The organism is Solwaraspora sp. WMMA2065 (assembly GCF_030345075.1).
Taxonomy (GTDB): Bacteria; Actinomycetota; Actinomycetes; order Mycobacteriales; family Micromonosporaceae; genus Micromonospora_E.
In genome coordinates this window covers 1749752-1766350 of the sequence record NZ_CP128361.1, presented here as the reverse complement: position 1 = coordinate 1766350, position 16599 = coordinate 1749752, and the positions used below count along the sequence as shown (strand labels likewise).

Sequence of the window (16599 nt, the reverse complement as noted above, 5' to 3'; positions counted from 1 at the left end):
ATGCCAACCCGTCCGATCGGAGGAGAGCCGGTGCGTGACTACTACTCGCCGGTGGCCGAGTTCTACGAGATGGTCGCCGCCCGACAGGCGACCAGCAGCGGACCGGCCCTGGCCGCCGCGCTCACCGGTGTCGACCCGTCAGCCGGGCCGGTCGTCGAGATCGGTGCCGGTACCGGTCGGGTCACCGAGATCATCGCCGCGGCGCTGCCGAGCGCGCGGATCGTGGCGGTCGAGCCGTCCACCGCGATGCGGGCGGTGCTGACCAGCCGGGTCGCGGCCGACGACGGGCTGCGGCAACGGGTCACCGTGGTCGACGCCGCCGCACCGGACCTGCCGCTGCCCGCCACCATCTGCGCCGCCGTGGTGTTCGGCGTCGCCGGTCACCTCGACGAAGCAGCGCGGATCCGACTGTGGCGGCTGCTACGGAGCCGGCTCGCGCCCGGCGGTGTGGTGGTGGTCGAGCTGATGGGCGTACGGCAGCCGCGGGAGATCCCGTCGGCGCTGTCGATCCGCGATTCGATCGGCCGGCACGACTACGAGTGGTGGGTCGCCGGTAGCCCGGCCGGCGGTGACCTGATGCGGTTCACCACCACCTGGCGGGTGTACCGCTCCGGTCGGTTGGTGCGTGAGGTGACCGACAGCTACGACTGGCACACCATCGACGGCGACCAGCTCGCCCGCGAGTCCGGCATGGTCAGCCGGCCCGCCGCCGCCGTCACCGGCGCCGGAGCCCCAGAGGTGGTCGTCCTTGCCACCGCATGATTCGACTACGGCCGCCCGCCGCACCCTGGTCACGGTCAGCGTCGCCGCCGCCATCACCACGATGGACATCACCATCGTCAACGTCGCGTTGGCGGCGGTCGCCGCTGATCTGTCGGCTACTCTCCCGCAGCTGCAGTGGACGGTCAACGCGTACCCGCTGCTGTTCGCGGCCTTGCTGCTCGTCGGCGGATCGGTGTCGGACCGGCTCGGTCGGCGGCGGATCTTCGTCGCCGGCGTGATGCTGTTCACCGTCGGTTCGCTGCTGTGCGGCGTTGCGCCTGACCCGGGGGTGTTGATCGCCGGCCGGGCGGTGCAGGGCATCGGTGGCGCGCTGATCTTCGCGCCCGCGTTGCCGTTGCTGGCGGCGGCCTACCCGGGGGAGCGGCGCAACGCCGCGATGGGAGTGTTCAGCGCGACCGCCGCCGTCTCCGCGGCCATCGCGCCGCTGGTCGGCGGTGCGCTGGTGTCGAGTCTCGGTTGGCGGGCCATCTTCCTGGTGAACCTGCTGCCCGGCGCGTTCGTGCTGTTCGGCGCGCTGCGCTGGCTGCCGGCCGCCGGTCGGCAGCGGGGCCGTCGGCCCGACCTCGCTGGGGCGGTCCTCGGGGTGCTGCTGCTCGGGGCGGTCAACCTGGCGGTCATCTCCGGCGCCGACGACGGATGGACGCGTCCGGTCACGCTGGTCGCCGCCGGCGTCGCGCTGGTCACCCTCGTGCTGTTCGTCGCCACCGAGCGGCGGGTCGCTGATCCGATGCTGCAACTGGCGTTGTTTCGGATCAGGGCCTTCACCGGGGTGAGCGTGCTGAGCTTCCTGACCCGGGCGGTCGGGTTCGGCACGATGCCGTACCTGGTGCTGTGGCTGCAGGGCATGCTCGGTTACTCGCCGCTGCAGGCCGGGCTGCAACTGTCCGCGTTGTCGGCGGCGATCGTGGCCGGCAGCCTCGTGGTGGCGCGGCTGCAGCACCGGTACGGCAACCGTACGGTCGTGGTCACCGGTTTCGTCGTCATCTGTGTGGGCTACCTGCTCGTCGCCCGGGTCGGCGCCGACTCGACATGGCTGGTCGCATTGCCGGGCCTGGTACTGATCGGCGCCGGCATGGGACTGCTGTTCGCGCCGCTGATGGGCATCTCGGTGTCGGTGGTACCGCCGCAGCGGGCGGGGATGGCCAGCGGTACGGCGAACGCGTTCTTCCCACTCGGCACGGCGGTCGGTGCCGCCGTCTTCGGCGCGGTGCTCGCCGGCCGGGTCGGCTCGGGGTTGTCTGACGACGCGATACGGACTGCCGGGGCGGCCGGGCCGACGGCCCAGCGGCTGCGGGATCTGACGTCGGCCGGGCGGTTCACCGACCTGCCGCCTGAGGTGGAGGTGCTGGCCCGAGTCGCGTTCGCCGAGGGCCTGGCCACGGTCTCCTGGGTGGCGGCCGGGGCGGCGGCCGTCGGAGTGGCGGTCGCGCTGGCGACGGTTCCGTCCCGACGTGACAAGCCGGACGTCGCCGTCGCGCGGACACCGGCGAGGGCCGACGTACGGCGACCGGACGGCGGCGACTGATCACGGAAGTCGGGCGATGTGGGTACCGGTCATCGTGCCACCGGTGCCCGGCACCCACATCACCACCGATCCTCCTCGCCACCATTATGATAATGGGAATCGTTATGTACAAGGGGGTTGGTGTCGTGAAGCAGTCGCCTGCGGAGCCCGGCCGATCCACCCGGCAGCGCAACGAGATCCTCACCCTGCTGGACGCGACCGCCGAGTTCCGCAGTGCTCAACAGCTGTACGCAGAGCTACGTGCCCAGGGCTCGACCGTTGGCCTGACCACCGTCTACCGGACCCTGCAGGTGTTCGCGAATGCCGGTCAGGTCGACGTGATGCACGGCGCGGGTGGCGAGCAGCTGTACCGCCGGTGCAGCCAGACCGAGCATCATCACCTGGTGTGCCGGCTCTGCGCCCGTACCGTCGAGGTGGCCGGGCCACCCACCCAGGAGTGGATCGGTCAGGTCGCCGATGAACACGGCTTCACCGACGTGAACTACATGCTCGAGCTCTTCGGGGTCTGCATCAACTGCGCCCGGCGCGGCGATGACTGAACGATCGGGCCCGACGGTGACGGCGGGCCGGTTCCGCGAGGTGATGCGCGCCTATCCGACCGGCGTCGTCGGGGTGACCGCCGCCACCGACCGAGGCCCCCGCGCCCTGCTGGTCGGCTCCTTCCTCTCCATTTCGCTGCGGCCGGCGCTGGTCGGGTTCTGCGTGGGGGAGCAGTCCACGACCTGGCCGGACATCCGACAGGCGGCCCGGTTCGGGATCGGCATTCTCGCGGCCGACCAGCAGGACCTCGGCAGAACGCTCGCCGCACCCGGCCCGCAACGCCTGGCCGGAGTGCCGTGGCGGCCGTCCAGTGCCGGTGTCCCGGTCCTCCCAGGCGTGCTCGCACATCTGGAATGTGTACCGGTCGTCGAGCACCCGGCCGGCGACCACACGCTCGTTGTCGCGGAAATCCGCTCCGCTGAGAGCCTTCGCGACCACCAACCGCTGATCTTCTTCCATCGCACCTTCGGCACCGTCACCGATGCCCGCAGCGGCGACCGACAGGTACGGTCCGGCTGATCGCCAGTCCCCGGCGGCGTAGCTGAACGCCGGATTATCGGCCGAGTACGACGTGCACAGGTTGCGCCCCTGGCCCGCCACGGACCACCTGAGGTTCAAGCGTAGAAGTCACCATAAAGGCTGAGCTACGCCAGCTCGCCGGCCATGACCCTCGCCGAGATCAACACCGCGGTCGAGGCGCTCTCCGGCATCGCTGACGTCCTACGCACCGCCGACCCCGTCGACAAGGCCCAGGTCTACCAGCAGCTCGGACTCAAGCTCACGTACAAACCAGGCCCCCGCATCATCGAAGCGGAGGCCAACCCTGATGGATCAGGTACCAGTTTGTGTCCGAGGGGGGACTTGAACCCCCACGCCCTATACGGGCACTAGCACCTCAAGCTAGCGCGTCTGCCATTCCGCCACCCGGACCTACCCGGACCACTCTACCGCCCCCATTCGGTAGGCCGACAGCCGGACGTCGACACCGTGGGGTCGGCGGCTGAGGGCCGCACGGGGCAAGACTGTACACGAACGGAGTGGATCATGCACAACCGTGCCGACGGGCGTTGCCGGCAGGCACGGCAGCTAACCGGACAGGAGCATCTGGATGGTGCCGGCCACTGCGGTCACCGCGTCGAGCGGGGCGTCCGCGAGCCGGCAGATCGCCACACCGAGCAGTAGCCAGGCTCCTCGGCGGCGCAACACGACCCGGACGGTGACATGGAACTCGACCGGCGGCAGGGGCCGGGCCGCCTGGCTTGCTCCGACGCTGCCATCGCCGCCGGCGTCCGCGCGGTGACCTGGTCCGCGTCGGCCTTGGCCTCCGACCGACCGTCGTCCGGTCGTCATGACCGATTCCGATGTCCGGCCGACCGGTCCCGGATCGACTGACGTGCCTCGGTAGCCGACATGCCGAACAGGTGCCTGAAGTCTCGGGCGAACTGGTCCGGACGGGAGTAGCCGTGCGCGGAAACGATCTCGTTGATGGCGGTCGACGACAGTTCCGGGTCGCGCAGGCTGCGGCGGCATTCCGTCAGCCGCAGTTTCTTGACGAGTTGCATCGGTGTCGTCCCGGTGTCTTCGAGAATCCTGTACAGGTAGCGGGCGAGATGCTGGCGGCTCCGGCGATTCCGACCAGGAACGCCGCGACGAGCCCGCGTCCCGGCATCCGTCTCGGTAGGATCGAGCCGACGAGTGGGCGTACCGCCGCCTCGGGCGCTGGCACGAGAGCCCGGGGGAAGGTCACCATTGCCAGCCTCATGGGGGTACGCCCGGGCACGTGCCGGGCATCCCAGGGGCGTGACGTGTCATAGAGCGCGATGTCCCGTGGGCGTAGCGTCCCTGGTTGCCGTTCTGCTCGACCCGGAGCTCGCCGCTGACGAGGACGCAGACCCGGTAGGACTCCGGATCACTGGCCCGGATCAGCCGTTGCGTCCGGAGGGCCACGCCTTCGGTGTCGGACAGCCAGCTCGTCGCCTCGACCTCATATTGGCCGACCTGGGCGATCCGAATCGCGGCGGTCAGGGACAGCGACGAACGGCCACGGATCTCCACCGGCGCGACCTCGGCCGTCGCTTCGGTTCGGTAGTACTCGTAGCGGTCCAGGGGGGTGGACCGAACCGGTGTCGTAGAGGGTACGCACTGCAGATCACTTCCTGCTCGAAAACTCTGCTGACAAGAGAAGTGTCGGCACCGTGGACCGGGTGGAGTTGGCTGTGGATGCACAAATCACACTGTCGTACGTCGATATGCCGGCCGCCTTGCCGGTCCACCGTGTCGGCGTCAACGGCCGGCCAGGGGCAGGTCAGAGCATGTCAAGGGTCGTTGTGCCCCTGCCTGACAGGCACTGGAGCCCGGGAAAAACCGCAGCGGCCCCCCTACGATCGGTCGTGGACGTACCCCCTGATGAGGAGGAATCCGCTCGTGACTGCCGTGACCGATCAGCGCACCCCGACCTGGGCCGGCCGCGCCGGCGCGGACGACGGGCTGCTGCGGGTGCTCGCCGCGCCCGACGACGCCGAGCTGGCGCAGTTGGACGCCTGGTGGCGGGCCGCCAACTACCTGACCGTCGGGCAGATCTACCTGCGGGGCAACCCGCTGCTGCGCGAGCCACTCGCCCCGGAGCACATCAAGCCGCGGCTGCTCGGCCACTGGGGGACCAGCCCCGGCCTTTCGTTGATCTACGCCCACGTGTCCCGGTTGATCCGGCACACCGGCCAGCAGGCGATCTACCTCACCGGCCCCGGCCACGGCGGCCCGGCGCTGGTGGCCGCCGGCTACCTGGAGGGCACATACACCGAGATCTACCCGGACGTCACCCGCGACGAGGCCGGCATGCTGCGGCTGTTCCGGCAGTTTTCCAGCCCCGGCGGCATCCCCAGCCACGTCTCGGTCACCACCCCCGGCTCCATCCATGAGGGCGGCGAGCTGGGCTATGTCCTGGTGCACGCCTTCGGCGCGGTGATGGACAACCCGGACCTGCTGGCCATCGCCGTGGTCGGTGACGGCGAGGCGGAGACCGGTCCGCTGGAGGGCTCCTGGAAGGGTGTCTCGTTCATCAACCCGGCCCACGATGGCGCCGTATTGCCGATCCTGCATCTCAACGGCGCTAAAATCGCCGGGCCGACGGTGCTGGGGCGCAAGGACCGCGGCGAGGTCCGTTCGCTGCTGGAAGGCCACGGGTACGAGGTCATCGAGGTCGAGGGCGACGACCTGCCCGGCATGCACGTGCGGTTCGCCGCCGCCCTCGCCGACGCCTGGGGCAGGATCCGCCGGATTCAGGAGGCCGCGCGCTGCGGCGACTGGGACGGCTCCCGCCCCCGCTGGCCGATGATCATCCTGCGGTCGCCGAAGGGCTGGACCGGCCCGGAGCAGGTTGACGGCGTCACCGTCACCGGCACCTGGCGGTCGCACCAGGTGCCGCTGTCCGGCGTCCGGGACAACGCCGACCACCTGGCGATCCTGGAAACCTGGCTGCGCTCGTACCGCCCGGAGGAACTGTTCGGCGCCGACGGCGCGCCGACCGCGACGGTGACCGGCGTCAACCCCGACGGCGACCTGCGGATGAGCGCCAGCCCGCACGCCAACGGCGGCCTGCTGACCCGCGACCTGGACATGCCCGACTTCCGCGAGTACGCGGTCGACGTGCCGCAGCCGGCGCGGCTGCGCGCCGAGTCGACCCGCAAGCTCGGCGAGCTGATGCGTGACATCTACACCCGCAACCCGGACCGGTTCCGGCTGTTCTGCCCGGACGAGACGAACAGCAACCGGCTCGGTGCCGTCTTCGAGGTCTCCGACCGCGGCTTCATGGAGGAGGTGTATCCGACAGACACGGCGATCAGCCGTGACGGCCGGGTGATGGAGGTGCTGTCCGAGCACAACTGCCACGGCTGGCTGGAGGGCTACAACCTGACCGGCCGCCACGGCATGTTCGCCACCTACGAGGCGTTCGCCATGGTCAGCGCGTCGCAGACGGTGCAGCACGGCAAGTGGTTGCAGGAGGCGGCGCACCTGCCGTGGCGGGCCAAGGTGCCGAGCCTGAACATCCTGCTGACCTCGACGGCCTGGCGTAACGACCACAACGGCTTCTCCCACCAGGGGCCCGGGCTGATTCAGGTGGTGCTCAACCAGCGGGGCACCGTGTCGCGGGTCTACCTGCCGCCGGACGCCAACTGCCTGCTGTCGGTCGCCGACCACTGCCTGCGGTCCAGGTCGTACGTGAACCTGATCGTCATCGACAAGCAGCCGCAGCTGCAGTGGCTGACCATTGACGAGGCGGTCGAGCACTGCGCCAAGGGTGCGGACATCTGGGAGTGGGCCGGCACCGACGACGGCAGCTCGGAGCCGGACATCGTGCTGGCCTGCGCCGGTGACGTGGTCACCATGGAGACGGTCGCCGCCGCGCAGATCCTGCGGGAGCGGCTGCCCGGCATGAAGGTCCGGGTGGTCAACGTGGTCAACCTGATGCGGCTGCCCCGGCCCAAGGACCACCCGCACGGCATGAGCGAGACGATGTTCACCGAGCTGTTCACCGACTCGGTCGACGTGGTGTTCGCCTTCCACGGCTACCCGGGGGCCATCCACCAGCTGGTGCACGGCCGGCCGGACGCCGACCGGTTCCGGGTGCGGGGCTTCATCGAGGAGGGCACCACCACCACGCCGTTCGACATGACGGTCCGCAACCGGGCGTCGCGCTACCACCTGGTGATGGACGCGATCAACAACGCCCGGCGGCTGCCACGCGGTGCCGCCGACCTGAAAGTCTGGTGCGAGCAGCAACTGGCCCGGCACGAGGCGTACGTGGTGGAGCACCTGGAGGACATGCCCGAGGTGCGGGACTGGTCGCTCGGTGACTGGGCCAACCAGGGCTGAGCGCGGGTACCCCGACTAGGCTGTCCACATGGCAGTGGTGAAGATCAACGCGATCGAGGTCCCCGACGGCGCCGGCGACGAGCTGGAGCGGCGGTTCGCCGCTCGCCAGGGGGCGGTGGAGAACGCGCCCGGGTTCCTGGCGTTCGAGCTGCTGCGCCCGGTCGCGGGGGAGGGCCGCTACTTCGTCTACACCCGCTGGGAGAGTGAGGAGGCCTACCAGGCGTGGGCGGCCGGCCCGGCCCGGCAGGCCCACGCCGCCGGGGACGGCGAACGGCCCCGCCCGCCGGTGGCGACCGGCGCCAGCCTGCTCGAGTTCGAGGTCGTGCAGTCGACAACCCGGTAAACGGGGTATAGCTGCCCACATGATGTGGCTGTGGGCGGTACCGGGTGGCGCGTTGATCGCCGTGGTGGTGGTCGACGTCTGGTTGACGATCCTGCACCCGGACGCGGAGGGCCCGCTCGCCGGCGCGGTCCGGCGGTCGGTGTGGCGGCTGTCGTCGTTCGCCGCGAACCGGCGTCGCCGACCCGAGCGTACGTTGCTGGTCTGGGCCGGGCCGGTGCTGGTGACCGGCACCTTCCTGGCCTGGATCGTGCCGCTGGTGTTCGGGGTCGCGTTGGTGGTGTGGCCGCACCTGGACGGCTACCACCGGGTCGCCGGTTACGGCCCGGCCGGTTTCGACGACGCTCTGTACTTTTCCGCCGGCACCCTCACGGTGCTCGGCTACGGCGACCTCACCCCGGACACCTCGGCGCAGAAGCTGCTCGCGGTGTGCGTCGCGGCGCTCGGCTTCGCGTTGTTCGCCGCGCTGGCGACGTACCTGATCGAACTGATCACCGGGTTGACGGTGCGGAACCGGTTCGCGCTCGCCGTGCACGACCAGGTCCGCGGCAGCGACGGCGTCGGGCTGATCGTGCGCAGCCTGACCGCCGAAGGGGTCGACGCCGCCCGGCAGCGCTGCGCGGACTGGGCGGCCGACCTGCGCGCGATCGACGACACCGTCCGGCGGTACCCGTTGGTGGCGCTCACCTACCGGCCGCGGCGGCCGGACTACGACCTCGAACCGGCTCTGGAACATGTCGTCGAGGCGACCGTCGCCGCGCTGCTCACCGCCCGCTGCGCCACCTGGCGTGGTCTCGGACCACGGGCCGAAGAGCTGGCGTACGCGTTGCTGCGCGCCCAGGACACAATTGCCCGCCGCTACCTGAACGACACGGTCCTGGACGTCGACGACGACGCCGACCAGATGCTGCGGCGCCTGCAGTCGCGGCTCGCCGCCGAGCTGGGTGACCGGTACGACCAGAAGACGAGCCGGGACGGGCTGGTCGGGGTGGTGTTGGCCCGGTCCGTACCGTTCCTGGCCGGTCTGCGGGGCTGGTCCGCCCCGTTGGTGACGCTGCGCGACGTCGACCGGTCCTCGGCCGGCACCGGTCAATGTGATTAGCTGGCCGCTGCCGACAAACCGATGGGAAGGAGATGTCGGACGTGTCCGACGCCCTGGTCAGCGCCGCGATCGTGATCGGATCGGCGGCTGCGGCGGCCCTCGCCGTCACCGTCGTCTACCGCATCCTCCGCTTCGCGGGCCGCCGCTCCACGCTGCTCACCGACATCTCCCGGCGCGCCTTCTGGCCGACGGCGATCATCGCCGCGCTGCTCGCCGCCCGCTTCACCATCCCGATCGCCACCACCAACGGCTGGCACGAGCCGGTGCAGCACGCGATCCTGCTGGCGACCATCGCCACCGGCGGCTGGCTGGTTGCCACCCTGCTCGGCCTGGCCGCCGACACCGCGCTGCGCCGATTCCCGATCGACGTCAACGACAACCTCGCCGCCCGCCGCGCGCACACCCAGATCACCGTGATCCGCCGGGTCGCCTTCGCCGTCGTCGGCGTGCTCACCGTCGGCGCGATGCTGATCACCTTCCCCGGGGCCCGAGCCGCCGGCGCCAGCGTGCTGGCCTCCGCCGGTCTGGTCGGTGTGGTTGCCGCGCTCGCCGCGCAGAGCACCCTCGGCAACATCTTCGCCGGTCTGCAGCTCGCCTTCGGCGACGCGCTGCGCCTCGACGACGTGGTCGTCGTCGAGGGCGAGTGGGGCCGCATCGAGGAGATGACTCTCGGCTACGTGGTGGTGAAGATCTGGGACGAGCGCCGGCTGATCCTGCCGTCGAACTACTTCACCACCACGCCGTTCCAGAACTGGACCCGGACCGCGTCGTCGGTGCTCGGCACCGCCGAGATCGACGTCGACTGGAGCCTGCCGGTCGAGTCGATGCGTCAGGAACTGCGCCGCATCGTCGAGTCGGAGGCAGCCGCGCCGCTGTGGGACGGCCGGGTCTGCGGGCTGCAGGTGACCGGGGCCACCGACGGCAACATCCGGACCCGCGCGCTCGTGTCGGCGGCGAACTCGTCCGCCTTGTGGGACCTGCGGTGCCTGGTCAGAGAGCAACTGGTGGCCTGGGTGCAGGAACAGCATCCGCAGTCGCGGCCCCGAGTCCGCGCCGAGGTCGGCGGCCACGACGGTGGTACGTCGCACCCGGCGGCCCCGCTGCAGCGGGTCAACCTGTCCGACCCCGCTGCGGTCGAGACCACCCCCGGCGTCGGTGACCAGAACTCGTCCGCCGACCACCGTTAGCAGCACCTACGCCACGGGGTCGAACCGGTGGGAACTTCCGCGCCGCCATGTCCGACTCAACTATCGGAAGACCCCGAACGGGGAGACAAGCGCCGCTACCGGGTGGCCCCGGTAGCCGGCCCACCCTTCGTATCCGAACAGGGAGAACACGACACGTGAACATCAACGGATCGGACCGCTGGCGTACCGCTTTCGCGGTGGTCGGCTTCGCGGCGGTCGGCGTCCTCGCCGGCTGCGGCGACGACTCGTCCAGCTCCACCGACGCCGCCGACACGTCCACGGAGCCGTCGGCGTCTGCCTCCGCGATGTCCGACGGGATGGACGGGATGGACGGGATGGACGGGATGATGATGAACGACCCGTCCGCCACGCCGGCCGATCAGATCGACGGTGCCGTGGAGGCCCCATTCGCCCTACTCGACACCCGGCCACCGGGCACCGACGACGCTGCCGGGACCGCCTGGCTGGCGCAGACCGACGACGGTACGACAGTCACCGTCACCATGACCGGGCTGGAACCCGGCGCACAGTACATGGGCCACCTGCACGCCCAGGAGTGCGCCGCCGACAACGGCGGACCGCACTTCAAGTTCGACGAGAGCGGCCCGGAGACCCCGCCCAACGAGGTCCACCTCGGCTTCACCGCCGCCGCCGACGGCACCGGCACCGCGACCGTCACCAACGAGCAGCAGGTCGGCGACGCCGCCAAGTCGGTGGTCATCCACCCGATGGAGACCATGGACAACCGCCTGGCATGCGCCGACTTCTGAGCCACGCCACGGCCCTGGCCTGCGCGGGGGTGGCGGCGGTCACGTTCGCCGCTCCCGCGTGGGCGCACACCGAGCTGGTCTCCGCCGCCCCCGGGCCGGGCGACGAGGTCGCCCCCGGTGTGGCGACCATCGCGTTGACGTTCGGCCCGCTGTCCGGCACCGGCGAACGGCGGATCACCGTCACCGGCCCCGACGACACCGCTGTCGCGGTGGGGGAGGCGGTCGTGGTCAACGCGAAGACCCTGTGCGCCGCCGTCGACCCGCTGACCACCGGCGTACACGCGCTCGACTACCAGGCGACGTCGGCCGACGGGCACGCGATCAGCGGCAAGTTCTACTTCGAGGTCGTCGCCGGCGGCACCGACAGCGCCGACCCGGCCGAGTGTGCCCGAGCGGTGCTGCCCGCACCGGGTGCTGCGGCGGCCGAGCCGGCCGGCTCCGGGCAGGCTGACCGAGGCGTCGGGCAGCTGCAGGCCGTGCTGATCGGGGTCGCGGCAGGCGGCAGCGGACTGCTCGTCATGCTGCTCGCCGGCTGGCTGCTCCGCCGCCGGGCCGAGCGACGCCCGGCAGGCTGACCGACGACGTCACCCGTAGCCGGCCGGCCCCAGCCCGGCCTGCCGGGCTACGGGTGACGCCTGCCAGCCGGGCTCAGCCCGTGCGGTCGCGCAGCAGCGCCACCGCCTCGTCGGCGCGACCCTGCCGAGCCAGCAGGGTCACCAACAGACCCACCCCGTGCCAGTCGTCGGCGCCCACCCCGGCCTGCAGCAACGCGATCGCCTCGTTGACGTCGCCCCGCCCGGCAAGCACCGTCGCCAGCTCGGTCCGAGCCGACGGCTCGCCCTTGTCCGCCGCCAGCCGCCAGAAGTGCTCCGCCTCGGCCTGCTCACCCTGGGCGTACAGCAGGGTCGCCAGCCGCGACGCCGCATGCCAGTCGCCGCTGGCCGCCAGGGTCCGCAGCTGGTCCAAATGCCCCCGGTCGGCGAGCAGATCGACCAGAATGCGCCCGGCCGGCGACTCACCGGCCGCCGCCAGGTCCCGCAGGTATCCGGTCGGGTCGGGCAACGCCTCCATGCCCGGTGACTCCGGTCCGGCCGCCCGGCTGCCACCGAACTCCCGCTGCAGCTGGTCGTCGAGGTCGTCGGCGAGGCGGAGCATCGCCCGGATCGCCAGCAGCAGCTGGGTGGGCTGGAAGTCGACACCGAAGACCGGGATCGACGCCCACACCGTGTCGCCGGTGCAGTAGATCCGGCCGACCGGCATCGTCACGGTCAGCTCGGTCAACCGCCGCAGCAGCGCCTCGGACGGCTGCACCCCGGTCAGCAGCGGCGAGAAGACCTCCACCAGCGGTGGGTCCTCCTGCGCGCGTACCAGGATCATCGCCGAACCGGCGCGGATGCCGATGTCGCCGTCGGAGTCCAGCTGCAACTGGTCCACGGTGGTCCTCAGCAGCTCCGCGACGACCAGCTTGACCTGGCCGGTCAGCTTGTCCCCGGCGGACACCGCGCCGGCCGCAGCCCCGGTGACGGCACCGTCGGCGGGCGGGTCGACCGGCTGCCCGACCACCGGCCGGGCGGCGAGCGCCGCCGCCAGCCGGGTCCGCGCCGGCAGCGGCACCGACGTGGTGGTCTCGGCCGGACGGGCGGCCAGCGCCGCGACCAGCCGGGACAGGAAACCGTCACGGGCATTCATCGCCAGGCTCCCGTACAGGTGAATCCAGGTCGGCGGCGGGGCGGTGCGTGATCGACGGCGGCGGCGTGCCCCGGTCCACCACCCGGACCTGGTCGAACATCCGCGCGATGAACAGCGGCGCGGCGACGCCGAAGACGAACGTCGCGAACGCGGTGGTGGCCACCCCACCGGCCGCCGCTGCGGCGGCCAGCCCGGTGCCCGCGACGGCCCGCAACGTGACGGCGAAGATGATGATGGGCTGGTCCGCCCGGGTACGCCACGGCCACTGCCAACGCCCCTTCGACTCGGTGGTCGGGCGCATCATGGCGTAGAGATTGAGCGCTTCGGCGACCACGCTGCCGACCAGTCCCCACGTCGCTGCGATCCACAGAGGCACGTCCCCACTCTACTGATCGTGGTCGCCCGTTCACGTGCGGGGACCGACCTGATCGACCTCGCTACCGTGAGTCGACCGGTCACTCTCGCAACGGTAACCGAGCCGGGCAACGAACCCGGCGAACATCGATCCGGCCGCCGATGTACGTGCGGTGCTGCCGGCACCGGACGCCGCGGCGGCCGAGCCAGTTGGCCCGGCCGCCCCGTTACCGCTGTCTGTGCACGGCGTCGGTCAGTCGTCGGCGTCGCTGGTGCTCTTCGGACCCTGGTTCAGCAGTCCGCCGAGAGCGCTGACGCTGTCGGCGACCTGACCGGCGGGCACGGCCTTCGAGATGGCTTCGACGGCGATCTGCGCCATCTTCTGCATGTGCTCGGTTGCCGTCTTCATCGCGTCGCTGGCGCGTTGGGCGGCGGCCTGGTCGTTGCCGCCCGCCAACTCCAGGCCCTTGCTGAGAAGTTGGCTGATCTCGGACATCCCGCTCATGTCGCGGAACAGGTTGGCGGATGAAATGGTCCGCAGCGTCGCGTCCATTCCGGTGGGGGCGGGCAACGCCGGCACCACCTGGAGCTTGGCCTCGCTCGGGGCCAGGGCCGCCACCTTGACGTCGACGTCCCGCGCCCGACCGCCGGTGGCGACGGGGGCGATGTCGGTGGGCAGGATCGGGATCGGCGAGTCCTTCCAGTTCCAGAACCGGGTGAGGTCGATCTTCTCGGCGGAGTTGGACCGGCCCAGGACCGCCTCGGCGAAGACGCCGTTGGTGGCGATGCCGACGACACTCGTCACCTCGGGGCCGAGACTGCAGGGGTGTGGCCGGTTGGCCGCCCGGCGGGCGCTGACCCAGTCCAGGCGCTCCTCCTCGGTGGCGAAGTTCCACCGGAAACCGAGGTAGTTGCCGGTCACCGCGACCGGTTTTGGATCGAGCCGCACCCCGAGCGGCACCGTGTCGGCCTTGCCTCCCGGCGGGGTGTACGTGTAGTTGGCCAGGATGCGGCTGAGCGTCAACTCGTCGGCGTTGGCCCAGACCGCCTGGCTGTAGTGCCGGCGGTTGTCGTTGAGGTGGTCGAGGACGTCCTGCGACACCATTCCGCCGCGTACGTGGAACCCGAGCGCCGTGAGGTAGGTGCGGGTGGCGCCGGCCGCCTCCGACGGCTGGGTGACCAGCGTCGACCCGTGCAGGCCGCACAGGATGGCACCGCCGGTGTCCTCGGTGTAGTCCGCCGGGGTGGTCGAGCCGACCGCCGATCCGAAGTCGACCACGCCGGACTGCATGGTCAGCCGCATCCCGGTGAGGCAGCCGCTGCCGCCCGCGCTGTCGGTCCAGTAGCTCACCGACAGCAGCTTGTCGCCGGCGGCGAAGGTGTGGGTCTTGTCGGCGCTTCCGGAGCCACGCGTGTCGCCGCAGCGGAAGGTCTGGCCGGGCGTGCTGAGTGAGACGGCCTGAATGCCGGCGCTGTCCCACCAGACGTCGATCCTGGTGGCCGAGCCCGCCTCGGCTTTGGGCTGGTCGTCGACGGTGTACCGGATGCCGCGGTGGGCGTGCAGCAGACCGGCGGGCAACCGGTCGACCGGGGCACCGTTGGCCGTCTGCGGCGTCGTCCAGGTCGACGTGCCGGGCTTGACGACGAGCAGCGTGTTGTCCTCCGTGACGCCCCAGATAGCACCGTCCGGTGCCGCGACCATCCGGGCCAACCTGCTGGTGGCGGGCGTGCGCTTCTGCCAGCCCTGACTGCCGGGTTCGTCGGTGAGTTCCTCCGTCCTGCCGTCCGGAAATCGGCCCCAGAGTTTGTTTGCGCCGAGCACCACGATGTCCTTCATCCCACTGACCCTGAACTGGTCGGTCAGGGTGCCAGGCCCGGAAAGGCGGTAGGTCGTGTCGTCGGTGCCCAGCATGTACGCGCTGTCGTCCGGCCCGCAGGCGATGTGGTGCGCGGAGGAATTTGGCTGGTGAACCTTCCAGGTCGTTCCGTCGAACACCACGGAGTAGTCGTTCTCCACCTGTATCGCCCAGACCACGCTCCTGCCCGGCGCGATTGCCTTCAACCGGCCACTGGCCAGCCCGTTGGTCGGCATTGCGTCCCACTTCTTGGTGCCCGGGTTGTACCGGACCGGTGCGCTGTCGGACTTGCGTACGCCGTAGACGCCCATGCTCGACTCGGCTATGTCGATCAACTCCACGCCCTGGGTGGCCGGGGTGGTCGGTGCCTTGGCGGCCGGGCAGCCGTCGAGTTTGCGGACCGCGGCGCTGAACGGGTTCGCGCCGCGGATCTTCTTGGCCCATTCCTCGGGTGCCGCTGCGGCCAGCGCGTCCGAGTACCGCTTCAGGATGCTCTGCGTGAAGTGCAGCTCCTTGAGGGGGATGAACAGACACCGTTCCAGCTTGGTCGGCTTGGTGGTCACCTGGTAGATCTGGACGACTTCGTAGTACTGCACCGACATCGCGTGCATGTGGTTGTAGTTGGTGACCACCCGGGTGAGGACCTGCTCCTTCTCCGACTGTGAGGTCTCCCGTACCACGGTCATGTTCCGGCTGCGTGCTGCGGTCGCCAGCTGCTGGGTCCGCGCGTCGATCCGCTGGGCGGCCTCGGCGGCGACCTCCCGCTGCCCGGTCGAGCGGGCCACCGACGTGGCGACCCCCTTGTTCGTCGAGTGGCTCAGCGAGGCACCGATGCCGGCGCCGAAGAACGCGATGCCCGCGTTGATTCCCGCGCTCGTCGACGAGCTGGACTGGGACATGCTGGACGATCCGTGCTGTTCCTCCAGGGCGATGCTGCTGGCCAGCTCGCTGATCGACCGGTTCTGGTCGGTCGCGCTGGTCAGTACGTCGCTTTCGGTCGTTTTCTCCGCGCCGGTCCCGACTGTGCGGCGCTCCCAGTCGATGACCGCGACCTTCGTGCTCTCGCCGGGTGCCAGCGCGAGGCTGTGCAGGAGCCGGCCGAGTGTCACGCCCTTCACGGACCACGACTGCTCGGTGGTGACGATCATGCCTTGTGCCGGGCGATCGTAGAGCGGGAGATTCTCCTCCCCGAGGTCGATCGCGCCGGCCAACTCCGGGTACTGTTTCGCGCCCGGAATGTCGGTCAGTACGACGGTCTGGTACTGCACGATCTCCACCGGATGGTCGCCGCTGGCGGGCAACAGGTCCTTCGGGGTCGGCCCATCGAGTGTGGTCGGTGAAACCGTGGAGGTGGTGCTGGTCGGGGTCGCCGATCCGTTGGTGCCGGGACTCATCGAGTTCCTCTCCCTGTGGGGTTGGTGACAGTGGACTCACCAGATCTCGATGGTTCAGGCACCTCGAGAAGCTGTCAAGCAAACAATTGTGAGAAATGGTTTTCTGGCAGATCCGTGACAGTGTGGATGTCGTATTCCTTGAAGAACTGCACCGTCGGGGTCAATGCCTACATTCAGTCATATCGAG

General features: G+C 70.4%; 16 protein-coding genes and 1 tRNA gene. 10 read left to right on the top strand and 7 right to left on the bottom strand.

Annotated elements, in window-relative coordinates:
- The first annotated feature begins 30 nt into the window (after positions 1-30).
- The 4 genes from O7610_RS08215 (at position 31) to O7610_RS08200 (ending at position 3367) form a co-directional block, all read left to right on the top strand.
- On the top strand, positions 31-762 hold the full coding sequence (locus O7610_RS08215; RefSeq protein WP_281555144.1) for a methyltransferase domain-containing protein: 732 nt from the start codon (positions 31-33) through the stop codon (positions 760-762).
- Entirely contained in the window at positions 749-2308 is a 1560-nt protein-coding gene (locus tag O7610_RS08210; RefSeq protein ID WP_289212962.1) for an MFS transporter, read from the top strand. Before O7610_RS08215 ends, O7610_RS08210 begins: the two co-directional genes overlap by 14 nt.
- 125 nt (positions 2309-2433) lie before the next feature.
- Positions 2434-2847 carry a Fur family transcriptional regulator gene (locus O7610_RS08205; protein ID WP_289212961.1) on the top strand — a complete coding sequence of 138 codons (414 nt, stop codon included), beginning with the start codon at positions 2434-2436 and terminating at the stop codon, positions 2845-2847.
- The gene (locus tag O7610_RS08200; protein ID WP_281555142.1) at positions 2840-3367 is read left to right on the top strand and encodes a flavin reductase family protein; all 528 of its coding nucleotides are present in this window, start codon (positions 2840-2842) and stop codon (positions 3365-3367) included. Before O7610_RS08205 ends, O7610_RS08200 begins: the two co-directional genes overlap by 8 nt.
- Positions 3368-3694: 327 nt before the next feature.
- Here the strand turns inward: O7610_RS08200 and O7610_RS08195 are convergent.
- From O7610_RS08195 to O7610_RS08180, 4 genes are all read right to left on the bottom strand, one after another.
- A tRNA-Leu gene (locus O7610_RS08195) sits at positions 3695-3778 on the bottom strand.
- Positions 3779-3934: 156 nt separating this feature from the next.
- Positions 3935-4198, bottom strand: coding sequence for a hypothetical protein (locus tag O7610_RS08190; protein WP_281555141.1), 264 nt, complete (start codon positions 4196-4198; stop codon positions 3935-3937).
- Entirely contained in the window at positions 4195-4446 is a 252-nt protein-coding gene (locus tag O7610_RS08185; RefSeq protein ID WP_281555597.1) for a helix-turn-helix domain-containing protein, read from the bottom strand. Before O7610_RS08185 ends, O7610_RS08190 begins: the two co-directional genes overlap by 4 nt.
- Before the next feature lie 160 nt (positions 4447-4606).
- Positions 4607-4903: a hypothetical protein gene (locus O7610_RS08180; RefSeq protein ID WP_289212960.1), complete on the bottom strand. Its 297-nt coding sequence runs from the start codon at positions 4901-4903 to the stop codon at positions 4607-4609.
- Positions 4904-5254: 351 nt separating this feature from the next.
- Between O7610_RS08180 and O7610_RS08175 the strand changes: the two genes are divergently transcribed.
- From O7610_RS08175 to O7610_RS08150, 6 genes are all read left to right on the top strand, one after another.
- Positions 5255-7720, top strand: a complete 2466-nt coding sequence (locus O7610_RS08175) for a phosphoketolase family protein (RefSeq protein ID WP_502959082.1) — start codon at positions 5255-5257, stop codon at positions 7718-7720.
- Between the two features lie 28 nt (positions 7721-7748).
- Entirely contained in the window at positions 7749-8063 is a 315-nt protein-coding gene (locus O7610_RS08170) for an antibiotic biosynthesis monooxygenase family protein (RefSeq protein ID WP_289212959.1), read from the top strand.
- 19 nt (positions 8064-8082) lie between these two features.
- Positions 8083-9162 (top strand): potassium channel family protein, encoded by a 1080-nt coding sequence (locus O7610_RS08165; protein ID WP_289212958.1) that lies wholly within the window; start codon positions 8083-8085, stop codon positions 9160-9162.
- Between the two features lie 32 nt (positions 9163-9194).
- Entirely contained in the window at positions 9195-10349 is a 1155-nt protein-coding gene (locus O7610_RS08160) for a mechanosensitive ion channel family protein (protein ID WP_281567341.1), read from the top strand.
- 155 nt (positions 10350-10504) lie between these two features.
- Positions 10505-11119, top strand: a complete 615-nt coding sequence (locus O7610_RS08155) for a hypothetical protein (RefSeq protein WP_289212957.1) — start codon at positions 10505-10507, stop codon at positions 11117-11119.
- Positions 11104-11694: a copper resistance CopC family protein gene (locus tag O7610_RS08150; RefSeq protein WP_289212956.1), complete on the top strand. Its 591-nt coding sequence runs from the start codon at positions 11104-11106 to the stop codon at positions 11692-11694. The genes O7610_RS08155 and O7610_RS08150 overlap by 16 nt, the downstream gene beginning before the upstream one ends.
- A gap of 73 nt (positions 11695-11767) precedes the next feature.
- On the opposite strand, the gene O7610_RS30600 is transcribed toward O7610_RS08150, so the two are convergent.
- The 3 genes from O7610_RS30600 to O7610_RS08135 form a co-directional block, all read right to left on the bottom strand.
- Positions 11768-12808 carry a T3SS (YopN, CesT) and YbjN peptide-binding chaperone 1 gene (locus tag O7610_RS30600; protein ID WP_353850338.1) on the bottom strand — a complete coding sequence of 347 codons (1041 nt, stop codon included), beginning with the start codon at positions 12806-12808 and terminating at the stop codon, positions 11768-11770.
- The gene (locus tag O7610_RS08140) at positions 12795-13184 is read right to left on the bottom strand and encodes a hypothetical protein (RefSeq protein ID WP_282230977.1); all 390 of its coding nucleotides are present in this window, start codon (positions 13182-13184) and stop codon (positions 12795-12797) included. Before O7610_RS08140 ends, O7610_RS30600 begins: the two co-directional genes overlap by 14 nt.
- Before the next feature lie 231 nt (positions 13185-13415).
- Entirely contained in the window at positions 13416-16412 is a 2997-nt protein-coding gene (locus O7610_RS08135) for a hypothetical protein (RefSeq protein WP_289212955.1), read from the bottom strand.
- Positions 16413-16599: the final 187 nt, after the last annotated feature.